This is a genomic window from Corynebacterium durum, from assembly GCF_030408675.1.
Classification (GTDB): domain Bacteria; phylum Actinomycetota; class Actinomycetes; order Mycobacteriales; family Mycobacteriaceae; genus Corynebacterium; species Corynebacterium durum.
Genome location: NZ_CP047200.1, coordinates 761281 through 776821, shown reverse-complemented (window position 1 = coordinate 776821; position 15541 = coordinate 761281). Strand labels below are relative to the sequence as shown.

The 15541-nt window shown below is 58.2% G+C and carries 13 protein-coding genes, 1 rRNA gene and 1 pseudogene; 11 read left to right on the top strand and 4 right to left on the bottom strand.

Annotated features, from left to right (window positions below):
* The first annotated feature begins 41 nt into the window (after positions 1-41).
* On the top strand, positions 42-1961 hold the full coding sequence (locus CDUR_RS03685; protein WP_179417185.1) for a chorismate-binding protein: 1920 nt from the start codon (positions 42-44) through the stop codon (positions 1959-1961).
* Complete coding sequence (locus CDUR_RS03680) at positions 1958-2671, top strand: aminotransferase class IV (RefSeq protein ID WP_179417184.1); 714 nt, start codon at positions 1958-1960, stop codon at positions 2669-2671. Before CDUR_RS03685 ends, CDUR_RS03680 begins: the two co-directional genes overlap by 4 nt.
* Positions 2672-2684: 13 nt before the next feature.
* Here CDUR_RS03680 and CDUR_RS03675 read toward each other — a convergent pair whose 3' ends face one another.
* Positions 2685-3404 (bottom strand): DUF3027 domain-containing protein, encoded by a 720-nt coding sequence (locus CDUR_RS03675; protein ID WP_290208047.1) that lies wholly within the window; start codon positions 3402-3404, stop codon positions 2685-2687.
* A 28-nt stretch (positions 3405-3432) separates the two neighbouring features.
* Between CDUR_RS03675 and CDUR_RS03670 the strand changes: the two genes are divergently transcribed.
* Complete coding sequence (locus tag CDUR_RS03670) at positions 3433-4281, top strand: glutaminyl-peptide cyclotransferase (RefSeq protein WP_233452897.1); 849 nt, start codon at positions 3433-3435, stop codon at positions 4279-4281.
* Between the two features lie 36 nt (positions 4282-4317).
* Positions 4318-4860 (top strand): DUF2771 domain-containing protein, encoded by a 543-nt coding sequence (locus CDUR_RS03665; protein WP_006061425.1) that lies wholly within the window; start codon positions 4318-4320, stop codon positions 4858-4860.
* A 27-nt stretch (positions 4861-4887) separates the two neighbouring features.
* Here CDUR_RS03665 and CDUR_RS03660 read toward each other — a convergent pair whose 3' ends face one another.
* On the bottom strand, positions 4888-5277 hold the full coding sequence (locus CDUR_RS03660; protein WP_040358180.1) for a cold-shock protein: 390 nt from the start codon (positions 5275-5277) through the stop codon (positions 4888-4890).
* 506 nt (positions 5278-5783) lie between these two features.
* Between CDUR_RS03660 and CDUR_RS03655 the strand changes: the two are divergent.
* The 4 genes and pseudogenes from CDUR_RS03655 to CDUR_RS03640 form a co-directional block, all read left to right on the top strand.
* Positions 5784-6165: pseudogene (locus CDUR_RS03655) on the top strand (transglycosylase family protein); the annotation flags it as partial.
* Between the two features lie 945 nt (positions 6166-7110).
* The gene (locus CDUR_RS03650) at positions 7111-7704 is read left to right on the top strand and encodes a resuscitation-promoting factor Rpf1 domain-containing protein (RefSeq protein ID WP_179417182.1); all 594 of its coding nucleotides are present in this window, start codon (positions 7111-7113) and stop codon (positions 7702-7704) included.
* A gap of 361 nt (positions 7705-8065) precedes the next feature.
* Complete coding sequence (locus CDUR_RS03645) at positions 8066-8425, top strand: DUF485 domain-containing protein (RefSeq protein WP_179417181.1); 360 nt, start codon at positions 8066-8068, stop codon at positions 8423-8425.
* Positions 8425-10053, top strand: a complete 1629-nt coding sequence (locus CDUR_RS03640; RefSeq protein WP_179417180.1) for a monocarboxylic acid transporter — start codon at positions 8425-8427, stop codon at positions 10051-10053. The genes CDUR_RS03645 and CDUR_RS03640 overlap by 1 nt, the downstream gene beginning before the upstream one ends.
* 107 nt (positions 10054-10160) lie before the next feature.
* Here the strand turns inward: CDUR_RS03640 and CDUR_RS03635 are convergent, their stop codons facing one another.
* Positions 10161-10352 (bottom strand): hypothetical protein, encoded by a 192-nt coding sequence (locus CDUR_RS03635; protein ID WP_006061432.1) that lies wholly within the window; start codon positions 10350-10352, stop codon positions 10161-10163.
* Positions 10353-10428: 76 nt separating this feature from the next.
* Between CDUR_RS03635 and CDUR_RS03630 the strand changes: the two genes are divergently transcribed.
* The 3 genes from CDUR_RS03630 to CDUR_RS03620 are packed head-to-tail and all read left to right on the top strand — an operon-like array spanning position 10429 to position 15154.
* Complete coding sequence (locus CDUR_RS03630; protein WP_179417179.1) at positions 10429-12813, top strand: helicase-associated domain-containing protein; 2385 nt, start codon at positions 10429-10431, stop codon at positions 12811-12813.
* A 36-nt stretch (positions 12814-12849) separates the two neighbouring features.
* Positions 12850-14511, top strand: a complete 1662-nt coding sequence (locus CDUR_RS03625) for a DNA repair helicase XPB (RefSeq protein WP_179417178.1) — start codon at positions 12850-12852, stop codon at positions 14509-14511.
* 1 nt (position 14512) lies between these two features.
* Complete coding sequence (locus CDUR_RS03620; protein ID WP_179417177.1) at positions 14513-15154, top strand: DUF3239 domain-containing protein; 642 nt, start codon at positions 14513-14515, stop codon at positions 15152-15154.
* Positions 15155-15396: 242 nt separating this feature from the next.
* On the opposite strand, the gene rrf is transcribed toward CDUR_RS03620, so the two are convergent.
* Positions 15397-15515: ribosomal RNA gene (rrf, locus tag CDUR_RS03615) — 5S ribosomal RNA — on the bottom strand.
* Positions 15516-15541 lie beyond the last annotated feature (26 nt).

The window sequence follows — 15541 nt, the reverse complement described above, 5'->3', positions numbered from 1 at the left end:
GCGTAGCCTCTGGTAGAACATAAAAAATTTCTGGTTATTCAATGCACTCACCAACACAGCCTCTTATCACTTCTGCTCCCCCGCAGATTCTGCTTATTGATAACCACGATTCTTTTACCCATTTGCTGGGTGACCTTATCTGGCGCGCGGTAGGCATTTCCCCGACAATTCTGCCGAATAATTCCCCGGATTTAACGGCGTCTACCTTGGACAACGCCGACTTAATTGTCATTTCTCCCGGCCCTGGCCACCCTGGGGTAGCCGAAGATATCGGGGCGTCGACACTGGCGGTTCAGCAGGAGACAACCCCGGTCATTGGGGTATGTTTGGGGCATCAGGCCATTGCGCTGGAAGCGGGCGCTCGAGTAGAGCGGGCGACGGCCCCGATGCACGGCCTCGCCAGCAATGTGATCCACAACTCAACCGGTATGTTTGAGGGAATTTCCTCACCCATGAGGGTGATTCGGTACCACTCCCTGGATGTCACACTTGATGCCGACAGTGAGGCCCCTCTTGAGGTGCTGGCCCGCGCGGACGACGGCACTATCATGGCTCTGCGCCGCACTGACCGTCCACATTGGGGCGTGCAGTTTCACCCCGAATCCATAGGGACTGCAGCTGGTGAGCGCCTGATGCGCAATCTTATCGAGGCCGCCGGAGTACTGCGCACGCCGCTCTGGCACCGCGCCGAGCTTGACTACTCACCTCACCCAACGGCCGTCGCAACGCTGTGGGCCGAGCATTACCCGTATGTGTGCTGGCTGGACACCGCGACGGACCCATCAGGAACACACATCATCGCAGCTGGCCACACCCTGGTTCACCCCGTTGATATTCCACCGGGCCACCTCACCCCGGACAGCGCCGAAACGGCTCTCAACTTTATTCCTGGAGCACTGGGGGCACTGCGCTACGAGGCCACCGGCGGCTGGGACGGCACCTTGCCATCCCACGTTGATTCCGAGGAGAAGCTGCTTGTCCCCGAGGTCGTTCTACAGTATGAGTGCGGGCGGTGTTTCCTCATGCAGCGCGCGGGTATTGACGCCGCACCTCCACCGCTTCCCTCACACAGCGAGGAGGTCACACCCACAGGCCCGGTGGATGCTGGTCCCATCACTCTGCGGCATAGCCGCGAGGAGTACGTAGCGTTGGTGCGCCGCTGTCAAGAATTCATAGATCGCGGCGAAAGCTACGAGTTATGTCTGACCACCTCGGCATCGGCACCGGTCACAGGACTGACCACACCTGCAGATGTGCTGGACCTGTATCTTCGTCTGCGGTCGGTGGCACCCGCACCGATGGCCGGGCTGTGGCTCACACCCGACTATGCGGTGCTCTCATCCTCCCCAGAGCGTTGCGTGCAGGTGCGGGACGGGCTGGTAACGGCAAGCCCGATTAAGGGCACCCGTCCACGTGGGGCGACGGCCGAGGAAGATGCAGCGTTGAAGGCTGAGCTGCAGCACAGCGTGAAGGACCGCGCGGAAAACCTCATGATTGTGGATCTTCTGCGTAATGATCTCGCACGTTCCTGCCTCCCCGGATCTGTTTCCGTCCCCGAACTATGCGAGGTGTACACTTTCAGCCGGGTTCACCAGATGATATCCACTATTCAAGGGCGGTTGCCTCATGCAGCAACACCTATGCAGTCGTTGGGCGCGGTGCTAGCAGCGTTTCCTGGCGGTTCCATGACGGGCGCTCCGAAACAACGAAGTATGGATATTCTCGCCGAGTTAGAAGCTGCACCTCGTGGGTTTTACTCTGGTTGCCTTGGTTACGTCTCCGCCAACGGTGACGTGGATTTTAATATTTTAATCCGCACAGCCGTGGTTCAGGATGCTGTTGTGCGCTATGGGGCTGGCGGTGCGGTGACCAGGTTGAGCGATGCAGATGCAGAATACGAAGAGGTGCTTGTAAAGATGTTGCCATTACGCTTAGTGCTGGAAGCGAGTGAAGATCTGTGAGAGCTACCTCCTTTCGCGTCCGTGACGGCAAGGTACGCAATCTGGCCGGGCATCTTGAACGCTTGGGCTTGTCTGAAGCTGAAAGCCAGCGGCTGCGCACAGAGCTGCGTCAACGCGTCCACGATGCCGCCGCCAGCGGCGCTTACGCCATTAACCCCATTATCTGGGCCGATACGGGATCATGGACCATAGACGTGCGCCCCGACCGCACCATCAAATCCCACATCATCATGGACGCACACCCCCATAACGACGAGCGCCGCCAACCTCAGGTCAAAGGCCCCGACCTGATGTGGTTATCCACCCGCATGAACATTACCAAGGGTCGCGGCGCGGATGAGGGCCTGCTCAAAGCCCCTAGCGGCCGCATCATTGAGGGGATTTACGCCCATCTGATTGCGCTCCACGGCAACAAGGTTGCGGTGAGCACACACCCTCGCACATTACGTTCGATCACCGCAGCCCAGGTGATCCCCTATCTGCAACAGTGCGGTATGACAGTGGTGGAACGGACTGAAGGGTTTACTCTCCAGGAGCTTCATGAAGCGGAAGTGTGGGATCTCAACGCGTTTTCTGGTATTCGACTGGTCACAGCATGGGCCGAATACGGGGATGTGATTGATGTTCCGGCTGGTCGGGCCGCCGCAGCCCAGGTGCCCACATCAGAAGAAGTCAACCGATGGCTGTGGGAGCAGGCGGACGTCGTCTAATGCTCGTCTTTTCTTAGTAGTTACCATCATCAAAGGGTTTCTCCACCACTGATGTTTCATTGGCACGGGTGTTGGAATGGGCACCGCACCCGTAGTCGGAGTGGACGATGCGCCCGTCAGCGGAAAACTCGTTGACGCACGCGCCGAACGCTGTCCCGGCTGGCGCGGGCATGGGTAGATAGAACGCACAGGTAGCGCAGTGTTCTTCCGCTTTCCTAGCAAATTCAGAACAGGGCCCAAAATCACCGCTACGCCACCGAGCCATCGTAGTATGCAGGCCCTCGGTGCTGAGTATTTTTTGTGATGGGTGACCCGCCGGAGCGTCGTCAAGCCGATGGTCGTCGGAACGCGGCGGCATCAGGTCACCAGGTTTCAGGTCGCCGGGCCGCACCCGATCCGCCCACGGCACCCACGCGGGGGCCTGCAGCGCCTGCGCTCCAGGAAGCAACGCCACCTCGTTGACGGTGATACGGTTCGACCCCGACACGCAGGCAAGGATCACGCACCATTCCCATCCGCAGTAACCAGGTACCGTCGCCGCGAAACGGTGCTCCGCTACGCCGTCCCCGTGGGATGTCACGGACACATGCTCCCCAACCGCAGCCGCACCGCCTTCCTCGATCAGCGCCGCGCGGGCAACCGCCACTGCGTTGTCACCGTGGAGAAACGCTGGCGTGCGGGCGGCGCTGCGAGCGCGTCGGCGATGCTGTGATGGGTGACGTGAGGTTGGCACCGGATTATTTTAAGGCATGATGTTGTTCATGAACGCTTACCGCCATCCCCTCTCTCACCGCAGAACCACTCACGGCACACTCGCTGGGATTGTCGTGGCGCTGAGCCTCACGGCAACCCTTGCGGCGTGTAGTTCCTCCACGGACACCGCCGACCAGAGGCAGCAACCACCAACGAGCGTCACCGCACAACCCACCATGGGGGTCGAGGTCGTCGCTACGCATCCTTTTGACCAGTCAAGTTTTACCCAGGGTCTTGAGGTTGAGGGGGATTCGCTGCTGATCAGCACCGGCCAGGAGGGCGAAAGCCGTGTCTACCGCAGTTCTCTTGACGGCAAAGAACAGCAGTCGGTTCCCCTAGACCGCGAGTTTTTCGGCGAGGGAATTACCCGCGCTGGGGATCACGTGTGGCAGCTGACCTGGCGGCACGGCACGGCTGTCAAGCGTGACGCGACATCACTCGCCGAGGTGGCCCGCACGAACTACAGCGGCGAGGGTTGGGGCTTATGTTCCTTCGGGGACCGCCTCATTATGTCCGACGGTACCTCCCAGCTGCGCGTCCTCGACCCGGACACCTTTGTGGAACGCGAGCGCATCCAGGTCACCCGCGACGGCGCTCCGCTAGACAAGCTCAACGAACTGGACTGCACCGACGGACACATCTATGCCAACCGTTTTCTCACTTCCGAAATCGTGCGTATCGACGCCGCGTCAGGCAACGTCACTGACACCATTGATGCCTCCACACTGGCCAGCAACGCCGCACCGGACCCCAACAATGTGTTGAACGGTATTGCGCACATCCCAGGTACGGATCGTTTTCTTGTGGGCGGCAAGCGGTGGCCGCAGCTTTATGAGGTGCGCTTTGTCCCCCGGTGACACCACCCACAGCACTGATGGTTAGGATTTTGGACTATGGGCAGCAAAAAGACGGGCAGCAAAAAGACACGGCGCAGAAACCTCACGCAATTCCTGATGTTGACGGTGGCTGTAGTCGCTGTTGTGGCAATTTCCATCACGTTCCAGCGTTGGTGGAACAATCGCCCAGGCCCAGAGCCGCGAGACATTCAGTTGACGGTGTCTGCACCGTCGGGGGAACAAAAAATCAGCCCATTTACGGTGTGCGAACCTGGAACCACCTGTGCTGAAAACTCAGTTCCAGAGGTGCGCCTTGGCGAGCAAGACAAAGTGAAGGTCACCGTGCCCAAAGAGGTCTATGACCAGGGCTGGTCACTACTGACCATTTACGACGACCCTGCCGCCAACGACCAATCTTCGTTTAAAGCTCACGAGAAGCAAGAGGTGGAGGTGTCGGGTTCTGCGGAACCACGTACCGCAGACAGCACCACCCGCCCCCGTCTGGTGGTGGTGGAAATTTCCACCGCCATGGTTGGGCATAACGATGCCGGGGAGGAAACGCCCTACTCGGTGGTGTGGTCTGTGAAAGTCACTGACTAGCAGGTGGTAGGGGTGTTATGCGAGTTGTTAGCTGTCTAGTTCTTTGGCCACGGCGCGGAGGATTTCTGCGACTTGGTGGCCAGTTTTTCGGTCGGGGTAACGCCCTGACCGCAGGAGTGGCTGGACTTTAGACTCTAGGAGGGTCACAAGGTCAGAGACCATGCCGTGGAGCTTTTCTGGTTCGTATTTATGCTGGGGTTTTTTAGAGACGCGGGGGGTGTCTAGGATTTTCACCCGCAGCGCTTGGGGGCCGCGGCGTCCGGCTGCGAAGTCGAAGTCGATGCGTTGGCCCTGGTGGAGTTCTTCCACCCCGTCGGGTAGTACTTGTTTGCTGACGTAGCAGTCCTCGTTGCCCGGGTTAGAGACAAAGCCGTAACCGCGTTCAGCGTCGTACCACTTCACCTTTCCGATAGGCACGTGCACTCACCGTTTCCTTCAAAATTTTCGTTGGATCGTTCCTTGCTTAGCTACGAAGTGCTATGAAGTGATAACTATACACCTTTATGACCTTTTTCACGTTATTGCCATGACCTGGGTTTTTAATAAAAACTGCGACCCGACTAGTGCTGTGTAGTAAACCTCTACCGTTTCGAACACAACTATTTCGCTACCAAACGCTACGGTGGGTAGTAGACACAGTGATAGCTCGCGTTCCTTTTTCGCCAAACCCTGTCTGGGAGGGGCGTGATCCTAAGGCTCAACTGCGCCGGACCAAAAAGGTACTCGTACCACTTATACAAACTGAATGCAGACAGGGGCGGGAAACCATTGGCTCCCCCAGAAAGCCACAGGAAGTGCTCACCAGCGCACTTCCCCCAGGATGAAGTTCAGATTATCCCTGAACCGGACGGTGGTGCTCCTCGGTCCGAATCCGACAGCTAACTTCGCAGGCGACAATTTTTTATGAGAGGAACACACTTTTCATGGCACGTCATGCAGCTGCTACCAAGTCCACCTTCGCTAAGCTCGCCGCATCTACCGTAGCCCTCGGGACCGCCGCTACGATTATGTCCCCGACGGCTTCCGCGGCCCCCGATTCCGACTGGGATCGCCTTGCACAGTGCGAGGCAGGTGGCAACTGGAGCATCAACACCGGCAATGGTTTCCATGGTGGCCTTCAGTTCTCCCCAAGCACATGGAACGCATACGGCGGCAACCGCTACGCCCCGAACGCTTACCAGGCAACTCGCGAACAGCAGATTGCAGTGGCCGAAAAAGTCCTGGCCGGACAGGGCTGGGGCGCATGGCCGTCCTGCTCCCGCAAACTAGGCCTAAGCGCCGGCGCCACCCCACGCGACGAAGCCCACCCGGACAAGCCCGCCGACCAAGGCAAACCCGCCGATCAGAACAAACCCGCCGACCAGGGTAAACCTACCGATCAAGGCAAGCCCGCCGACCAAGGCAAACCTGCTGATCAAGGCAAGCCCGCCAATCAGGGTAAACCTACCGATCAAGGCAAGCCCGCCGACCAGAACAAACCCGCCGACCAAGGCAAGCCCGCCAATCAGGGTAAACCTACCGATCAAGGCAAGCCCGCCGACCAGAACAAACCCGCCGACCAGGATAAACAGCCAGCCAAGCCAGCTGAGCCATCTAAGCCACAGGAGGGCGACGACACTACACAAACTACGCAGGACCAAGACACCTCACCGGACAACACCCTTTCTTCCGCATTATCATCCCGCGGCATGGAGGTCTCTGACCAGGCGGCTGCGCCATATAACGCTAACCTCCATGACTTTCACCACTCAAACGGCGCAGCCATTGACGCGATGCTTTCCCACTAAATCGCCCACAGATCCCCCAATCGAGGGCATCTATTTTATGACATAAACCACTAAACAAGGTTTCCAAAGGCCGTTCCACATCCCGGTGGAGCGGCTCAGTTGGTCACGTTTGATGAACTTTCATCGATCCGAACGTGACTATTTCGTTACAAACCGCTACGGTTTATAGGTAGGCACAGCGAAGGCTCGCGTTCCTTTTTCGCCAAACCCTGTCTGGGAGGGGCGTGATCCTAAGGCTCAACTGCGCCGGACCAAAAAGGTACTCGTACCACTTATACAAACTGAATGCAGACAGGGGCGGGAAACCATTGGCTCCCCCAGAAAGCCACAGGAAGTGCTCACCAGCGCACTTCCCCCAGGATGAAGTTCAGATTATCCCTGAACCGGACGGTGGTGCTCCTCGGTCCGAATCCGACAGCTAACTTCGCAGGCGACAATTTTTTATGAGAGGAACACACTTTTCATGGCACGTCATGCAGCTGCTACCAAGTCCACCTTCGCTAAGCTCGCCGCATCTACCGTAGCCCTCGGGACCGCCGCTACGATTATGTCCCCGACGGCTTCCGCGGCCCCCGATTCCGACTGGGATCGCCTTGCACAGTGCGAGGCAGGTGGCAACTGGAGCATCAACACCGGCAATGGTTTCCATGGTGGCCTTCAGTTCTCCCCAAGCACATGGAACGCATACGGCGGCAACCGCTACGCCCCGAACGCTTACCAGGCAACTCGCGAACAGCAGATTGCAGTGGCCGAAAAAGTCCTGGCCGGACAGGGCTGGGGCGCATGGCCGTCCTGCTCCCGCAAACTAGGCCTAAGCGCCGGCGCCACCCCACGCGACGAAGCCCAGCCTGCCGCATCCACGCCGGCCGCCCCTCAGAACAACACATCCGACTCCGCCGCTGTGGATTCCCTGTATGATGCCATCTCTTCCGCGTTCAGTTCCCGCGGTATGGAGGTCCCCAGCCAGGTGACTGCGTTGTACAACGCTAACCGCCACGACTTCAATAACTTCTACAACGCTAACCGCGGCACCATCGACGCGATGCTTGCCCATTAAGCACCCATAAAACACCCCCGAAATGGGGGTTTTTGTTTTGTGCCCTAAACCGCAAAACAAGGTTCCCGAAAGCCGTTCCACATCGCAGTGGGGCGGCTTTTTGCGTATCGACGCCCCGACCAAAAGCACTCCTCATAAGCCCAAAGAGCACATCAACCCCACCCCCATAATGCGGCACTGCGCACACCACCGCCAACCCTTCAGCTCCGCTATTGCTCACAACTTTTTCTGCCAATTATGTGACATGAGACAAAACATCATGTGTAATGACTCACATCGCCATCTCTAGGTGATGTACATTGCTCACTGAGGATCGCGCCGTTGCAGCACGATCCCCTAGCGCCTACCGAGAAAGGTAGAGATGACTGATTCGACTCGTGCCCAGCACATACCGACACACACACCAACACCCAAGGAATTCCTTGAGGTTTCCCAAAGCCCTGAGTTTGCATCGCTGAAGACCACGTTCCGCAGCTTTGCTTTCCCCATGACCATTGCATTCCTGGCCTGGTATCTCGGCTACATCGTTACCGCCACCTACGCCACGAGTTTTGTTCAGCGTCCCGTCTTCGGTGTCATCACCGTCGGCATGGTATTGGGACTCGCGCAGTTTGTCACTGCCGGCCTAATCACCTGGGCCTACGTCCGCTTTGCCGACAACAAGCTTGACCCGGCCGCCGAGGCTATTCGCACCATGATGGAAAATCCGAAGGACGCGTAATGACTCTCCACTCCACCATTCTCGCAGCAGAGAACACAATCGAAACCGGCAACCCCATTCTCAACATTGCCATTTTTGTCATCTTCATCGTCGCCACAATGACCATAGTGGTGCGCGCAACCCGGCAGACCTCACAAAAAGGCTCCGATTTCTACACTGGCGGAGCATCCTTCTCTGGCTGGCAAAACGGCCTCGCCATCGCAGGTGACTACCTGTCCGCCGCCGCGTTCCTCGGGGTAACCGGCGCAATTGCGCTCTACGGTTACGATGGGTTCCTTTACTCCGTGGGCTTCCTCATCGCCCTCCTCGTTGCCTTGGTCCTCGTTGCCGAGCCGCTGCGTAACACCGGGAAATTCACCATGGCCGATGTGCTGTCATTCCGCCTCAAGCAGCGACCTGTGCGCACAGCCGCCGCGATGTCCACGTTGATGATCTCCTTGTTTTACCTAATCGCGCAGATGGCCGGTGCGGGCGGCTTGGTTGCCTTGTTGTTGGGCATCTCCGGCAAAGCCGCGCAGGCCGGTGTTGTCGCCATCGTCGGTGTACTCATGATCATCTACGTTCTGGTCGGCGGCATGAAGGGCACAACCTATGTGCAGATGATCAAGGCCGTTCTGCTCGTTGGTGGTTCCATCATTATCGCGCTGTTGACGTTCTGGTTCATCAAGGGTGGCTTTAACGCTGTTGTTGAAACCGCGATTGCCAACCACCCCAAAGGCGAAGCGATTGTGAACCCGGGACTCAAATACGGCAAGAACGAACTGACCAAACTGGACTTCATTTCCTTAGGTGCCGCCCTGGTGTTCGGCACCGCTGGACTCCCCCATGTTCTAATGCGCTTCTACACGGTGCCCACCGCCCGGGAGGCTCGCCGCTCCGTGACCTGGACCATCGGGATTGTCGCGCTGTTCTTCCTACTCACTGTCGTCATGGGCTACGGCGCTGCAGCCCTAGTTGGCCCCGAGCAAATTCAGGCTGCTCCTGGCGGAGTGAACTCTGCTGTACTGTTGCTGTCCTCTCGAGTGGGCGGGACGATCTTCATGGCCTGCATTTCCGCCATTGCGTTTGCCACCATTCTCGCAGTGGTCGCGGGCCTGGCCATCACCGCATCCGCATCAGTGGCGCATGACCTATACAACTCGGTGCTTCGCAACGGCCAGGCTACGGAAGAAGAACAGGTTCGCGTATCCCGCATCACAGTCGTCGTGATTGGCGTGCTGGCCATTGTTCTAGGCATTGGTGCCATGGGGCAAAATATTGCCTTCCTGGTGGCGCTGGCATTCGGTATCGCGGCGTCGGCAAACCTGCCCACCATCCTGTACTCGCTGTACTGGAAGAAGTTCAACACTACCGGTGCCCTGTTTTCCATCTACGGCGGGCTACTCACCTCTATTGTGCTGATCATTTTCTCCCCGGCCGTCTCGGGTGCAGAAACAGCCATGATACCCAGCATGGACTTCGCGTGGTTCCCGCTAACCAACCCCTCCGTTGTCGCCATTCCTGCGGGCTTCCTGCTAGGCATCATTGGTACCCTGGTGGGTAAGCCGGACAACTACGACGAGCTGGCTGCGGAAATGGAAGTTCGATCCCTGACCGGTGTAGGCGTGGAAAAGGCGGTCCAGCACTAGCCAGTGCTAACAGCCCCACACCTCAACAACAGCCACGGCCCCGCACATACTCACATGAGAGTGCGGGGCCGTGGCCTCATGCTGCGGCCTCATGCGCAAGCACTAATCTAAGACTTATTCACCTTGGTATACGGGTGGACGTAACCCAGCTGCTCTGCTGGTACGGGGAATGCGGTTTCATCACCGTAAGGACTGGACGCACCAGTCACTTTAGAGATGAGCTCAGTAACTGGGTGTTCGCCAGGCGTGTGTTCCGGCCAGCCAGGATCAACGTACGTGTTCTTCTCCATTTTTGCCATGAGGCCATTGTTTCAAACCTTGGCCAAAAAAGTCACCTCTTGGGCATTCCAGGGTGGCGTTACAATGAGGTGCATCATGAAAAAACGCATGAACAACAACAATGCGGATTCCGCCTCCCCCCTCACTTTCGAACAATGGCTGAGTGAGCAACCAGACGAACGGCTGGCAACCATATTGCGAAACCGCCCTGATTGTGCGCTCCCCATACCTCCAAGTTTCAGCTCTTTAGCTGCACGTTTGCGGCTCCCCCTTGCGGTCAAACGCGCCGTGGACAAGCTCGGTGCCATGGACATCGCTGTGGTTGAAGCCGCTTCAGCACGAGGCGCAGAATTACAACCAGTGTCTACCCCCGAAGTGGTGGAGGAAATCAGGGGGAGACTTCATGCGTACTCTACCCCCGACGAGGACATACCCACCCAATACGACGTCGAGGCCGCACTGGAAACGCTCAAAGACCATGCATTGCTGTATAGCACAACCACTGACGGAAGTTCCTTCCAGCTCCTCCCAGAGGTAATGAGCGAAATACCCCGCCACTTCCTCGTCTTGCCGGAATCCGCCAGCGCCGGTCCACCACTTACCCACCAGCAGGTCGAGGAACTCCTTGATGCGTTAAGCCCACAGGAAAGCAAAATCCTGGATACACTCGCGCAGGCTGGTGGCGTGGGCCTCAGCAAAGACGCGGCACCCGATGCCGACCCCACTCGCCCCGTGGCCATGCTCATAGCCAAGGGACTACTCACCCGGGTTGATCACAACACTGTGCGCCTGCGGGCCATCACCCGCAACGTACTCCTCAACCCCAGCAACACGCCCCACAGGTATACCCTCGTCCCGGCAACCCGCATGCCGGATACTCCGCCTTCGGATAAAGATGTCCAGAAGGTCGACCAGGCCGCCACCGCCGCCGGTCTAGAGGTCACCCGTATGATGCGGCGCTTGCTTGAGGAACTCGGTCGAGAACCCGCACCCTGCCTCAAAAATGGGTCCCTTGGCGTTCGCGCAGCCACAAAGCTCGCCAAAACTTTAGACATTGATAACCTCACCCTCGCCCGCCTGATGTGCCTAGCTGACAGCGCAGATCTCATCAGCACTGGCGAACCCGATCCGCCGCCGCAGAACGACAACCTCGGCGATTACCTCGCCCCCACCCCGCTCGCCGACGACTGGCTCCAGAGCGATCCTGCCGACCAATGGGCAAGCCTGCTGGAAGCCTGGCGAAACTCGCAATGGTCGCCCTGGCTCGTGGGGCACAAAGACGACACCAACAAAACCATCCACCTCCTCGATCACGCAGCACTCGACACTCACCTCCCAGCCATCACCGCGCTAACCATGCGCCCGTTCCTCCGCCTCCCCCCAGGGACACCAGTACCACCAGACAATGTCAGCATGGACATGCGGTACCTTTCTCCCCTGCGTGGCAGTCACATCGATCCCACCCGCGTTGCTGATATCTGCAGCAACGCGGAGTGGATAGGTGCCATCGCCCTTAATGCCGCCAGCACCCCACTCCGCACCATGATGGGTACTTCCGACACCGATGCTTATGAGGCACTACGCAAGGTCACCCAAAGCCTCACCCCAGAACCCGGAACCACCCTCATCGCCCAGGCAGACATGACGATCCTCGCACCAGGGCCACTGACCACGGAGATTCAAGAACAGGTGGAAACACTAGCGGACGTGGAATCTCCGGGTCTTGCCAGCGTGTACCGAATCACCGAGGCGTCAATACGCAGGGCTCTGGACACCGGACGCACGGGTGCGGACCTGCAGCAGTTCCTTGAAGAAAACGTCCTTGGCGACGTCCCCCAATCCATCACCTACCTCATCACTGATGTAGCGCGGCGGCACGGCACCCTCCGCGGTGGTCCTGCCATCTCCTACCTACGTAGCGACGACCCCGCGCTCCTCGCTCAGGCTGTCCAAACCCCAGCCGCCGCACGTCTCGCACTGCGACTCATCGCCCCCACCGTGGCCATCTCCCAGGCACCGCTCATTGAGGTGCTGGACAACCTCCGCGAGGCAGGCTTCCAGCCCGTCGCGGAAGATGCCACCGGCGCGAGTATTGACGTCCGCCCATCCCCCAGCCGTATCACTTCCTACCAAGGTCGCCCTGCCGCCACTCGCGAGGCTATCGACGCCGGACTCATCCATGCTGTTGTCTCCGAACTGCGCCGCAACAACACCGCCACCACCGCAGCGTCCCAAGGAACCACTGCTACCAACGACCAAGGGCAAGTACTCCAAGGCCGGGAGGCATTAAGTGTGTTGCAGGCAGCCGTACGGGGCCGGAAAACAGTAACCCTCGGGTTCGTCGATAAGCAAGGGACGCAGATGCATCGTGTGGTGCGGCCGCTTACTGTATCTGGCGGGCAGGTGGACGCACTGGACGCCGCAACCGGGAAGGTCCACCGCTTTCAACTACACCGCATCACTGAGGTGATACTGGATTAGAATGGAGGTTTACTTTACATACTGTAAGGAGACCTCGTGGCTTTTGGTGATGGACCGCTCATCGTCCAATCCGACAAAACAGTCCTTCTAGAAATCGATCATGCGCTTGCCGACGAAGCCCGCGCTGCCCTCGCGCCCTTCGCGGAACTGGAACGCGCCCCTGAGCATGTTCACACCTACCGCATCACCCCGCTTGCCGTGTGGAACGCCCGCGCCGCCGGTCACGATGCAGAACAGCTTGTCGACGTCCTGGAACGCTACTCGCGCTTCCCCGTTCCCCACCCCCTGCTTATTGACGTCGTGGAGACCATGAGTCGCTATGGCCGGGTCAAGCTTCACAAACACCCAGCCCACGGGCTCATTCTGGAATCTGCGGAACCCGCCATCATTGCCGAAATCACCCGGCACAAAAAAATAGCCCCCATGCTGGGAGCCACGATTGACGACACCTCCGTGGTCGTGCACCCCTCCGAACGCGGACGCCTGAAACAAGAACTACTGAAAGTAGGCTGGCCTGCCGAAGACCTCGCCGGATACGTTGATGGCGAGGCACACCCTATCGCCCTTGAAGAAACCGACTGGTCACTGCGTGACTACCAGCGCTTCGCCGCTGATTCCTTCTGGGAAGGTGGCTCCGGCGTCGTCGTCCTTCCCTGCGGAGCCGGGAAGACCATGGTGGGAGCTGCAGCAATGGCAAAAGCCCAGGCCACAACCCTCATACTGGTGACCAACACTGTGGCAGGCCGCCAATGGCGCGACGAACTTCTCCGCCGCACGTCCCTAACCGAAGAAGAAATCGGCGAATACTCGGGAGAAAAAAAAGAAATCCGCCCTGTGACCATCGCCACCTACCAAGTAGTCACCCGAAAAACAAAAGGTGAATACCGGGCGCTAGAGCTTTTCGACTCTCGCGACTGGGGACTGATAATCTACGACGAAGTTCACCTTCTCCCCGCTCCCGTCTTCCGCATGACCTCGGACCTGCAATCCCGCCGCCGCCTCGGCCTCACCGCCACGCTTGTCCGCGAGGATGGTCTAGAGGGCGACGTCTTCTCCCTCATCGGCCCCAAACGTTACGACGCCCCGTGGAAAGACATCGAAGCCCAAGGCTACATTGCCGCCGCCGAATGCGTTGAAGTACGCGTGACCATGACAAAAGCAGAACGCATGGCCTACGCCACCGCTGAACGATCGGTCCGCTACCGCCTTGCAGCCTGCGCTGAAACCAAAAACAAAGTGGTAAAAAAACTTGTAGAGCAGCACAAAGGCGAGCCAACCCTGGTGATCGGCGCCTATATTGACCAGCTTGAAGAACTCGGCGGCATCCTTGACGCCCCTGTCATTGATGGCAAGACCTCCAACAAAAAACGCGAAGAACTCTTTGATGCCTTCCGTAAAGGTACCCTCAACGTGCTGGTCGTGAGTAAAGTGGCTAACTTCTCTATCGACCTCCCCGAAGCGGCCGTGGCCATCCAAGTCTCCGGCACGTTCGGGTCTCGGCAAGAGGAAGCCCAACGCCTAGGCCGCCTCCTCCGGCCCAAAGCTAACGGTCGCGAAGCCCTGTTCTACACCGTAGTCAGCCGCGATACGCTCGACACCGAATACGCGGCACACCGCCAACGCTTCCTCGCTGAACAAGGCTACGCCTACCGCATTGTCGATGCCGACGATCTACTCTTCCCCATCAAGGACAACTAGGATGAACAACTTCACGTTCGACGTGGATATCGAGCACAACAAGAAAAACAACGAACTATTCAAAGACACAAAGCGACTGCAAACCAGCGCCGGCGTTTACGGACTTCTCCAACTCATCCTCGCTGCGGCCGCACTATGGTGGTCCAACCAAGCCATCTGGGGCTGGATTCTTGCCATTGTCCTAGGCATCATGGCCATCATCAGCTTCGCCATGATCAACATCATCCCCAAAAAAGTAGGAACCCCCGAGAACATTTACCGCCAGTACCCCCTCGTTCCCGCCATCATCGCCCAAGTCAACCCGCGCGACCTGGTTCTCCTTGCACTCGTAAACAAAAACATCGACCCAGATCTTTCACCTCAATGGGCCCTGGCTGCACGTAACATCACCCGAATCAACGGACATGAGCGGGTTGAGGGTGAAGAAGTCCCCAGCGTAGGTGTGTCTGGCCGACGTTCCCTGAACACCAAAGACCAGTGGGACGAAATCACTCCCATGCCCATCGCCTGGGCAACCCCCTCCAGCAAGGTCATTGCCGATGCTCACGCTGCAATCCCGCAGGAACAATGGGAACTGCTTAAACAAAATAAAGGACGCCTTGACGAGGTCTTTTCTTCCCCCCATAATCTCATCGATCTCTAGGCTCTGCTTCTATCACGTACTGGCGGCTGGTGTTGTGTTGGTGTTGTTGTCTAGTCCCCGATTCTTCGGCAACCCCCTGATCAACGAAGCACAACAACTCATCGCCTACATCAACGACACCCCATAACCCCGCACCCGTATAGCAAAACAAACAAACAAAACAACAAAAAAAAGGGGGTGGGGTGCCAGTGCCACACCAGGCACACACAACACCCCACCCACCATCTATTTGAAGTTATCAATGCTGGCAGTAACCTACTCTCCCACACCCTCCCAGGTGCAGTACCATCAGCGCCCACAGACTTAGCAACCGGGTTCGAAAAGGACAACCGGGCGTGACCCTGCGACTATCACCACCAACACACCCAACACAACAACACACCAGGT

Coding starts and splice junctions, on each gene's coding strand:
- CDUR_RS03635 (WP_006061432.1), bottom strand. CDS start 10,352: ATGGCAAAAATGGAGAAGAACACGTACGTTGATCCTGGCTGGCCGGAA.
- CDUR_RS03670 (WP_233452897.1), top strand. CDS start 3,433: ATGAACGCTTACCGCCATCCCCTCTCTCACCGCAGAACCACTCACGGC.
- CDUR_RS03630 (WP_179417179.1), top strand. CDS start 10,429: ATGAAAAAACGCATGAACAACAACAATGCGGATTCCGCCTCCCCCCTC.
- CDUR_RS03620 (WP_179417177.1), top strand. CDS start 14,513: ATGAACAACTTCACGTTCGACGTGGATATCGAGCACAACAAGAAAAAC.
- CDUR_RS03645 (WP_179417181.1), top strand. CDS start 8,066: ATGACTGATTCGACTCGTGCCCAGCACATACCGACACACACACCAACA.
- CDUR_RS03665 (WP_006061425.1), top strand. CDS start 4,318: ATGGGCAGCAAAAAGACGGGCAGCAAAAAGACACGGCGCAGAAACCTC.
- CDUR_RS03650 (WP_179417182.1), top strand. CDS start 7,111: ATGGCACGTCATGCAGCTGCTACCAAGTCCACCTTCGCTAAGCTCGCC.
- CDUR_RS03685 (WP_179417185.1), top strand. CDS start 42: ATGCACTCACCAACACAGCCTCTTATCACTTCTGCTCCCCCGCAGATT.
- CDUR_RS03640 (WP_179417180.1), top strand. CDS start 8,425: ATGACTCTCCACTCCACCATTCTCGCAGCAGAGAACACAATCGAAACC.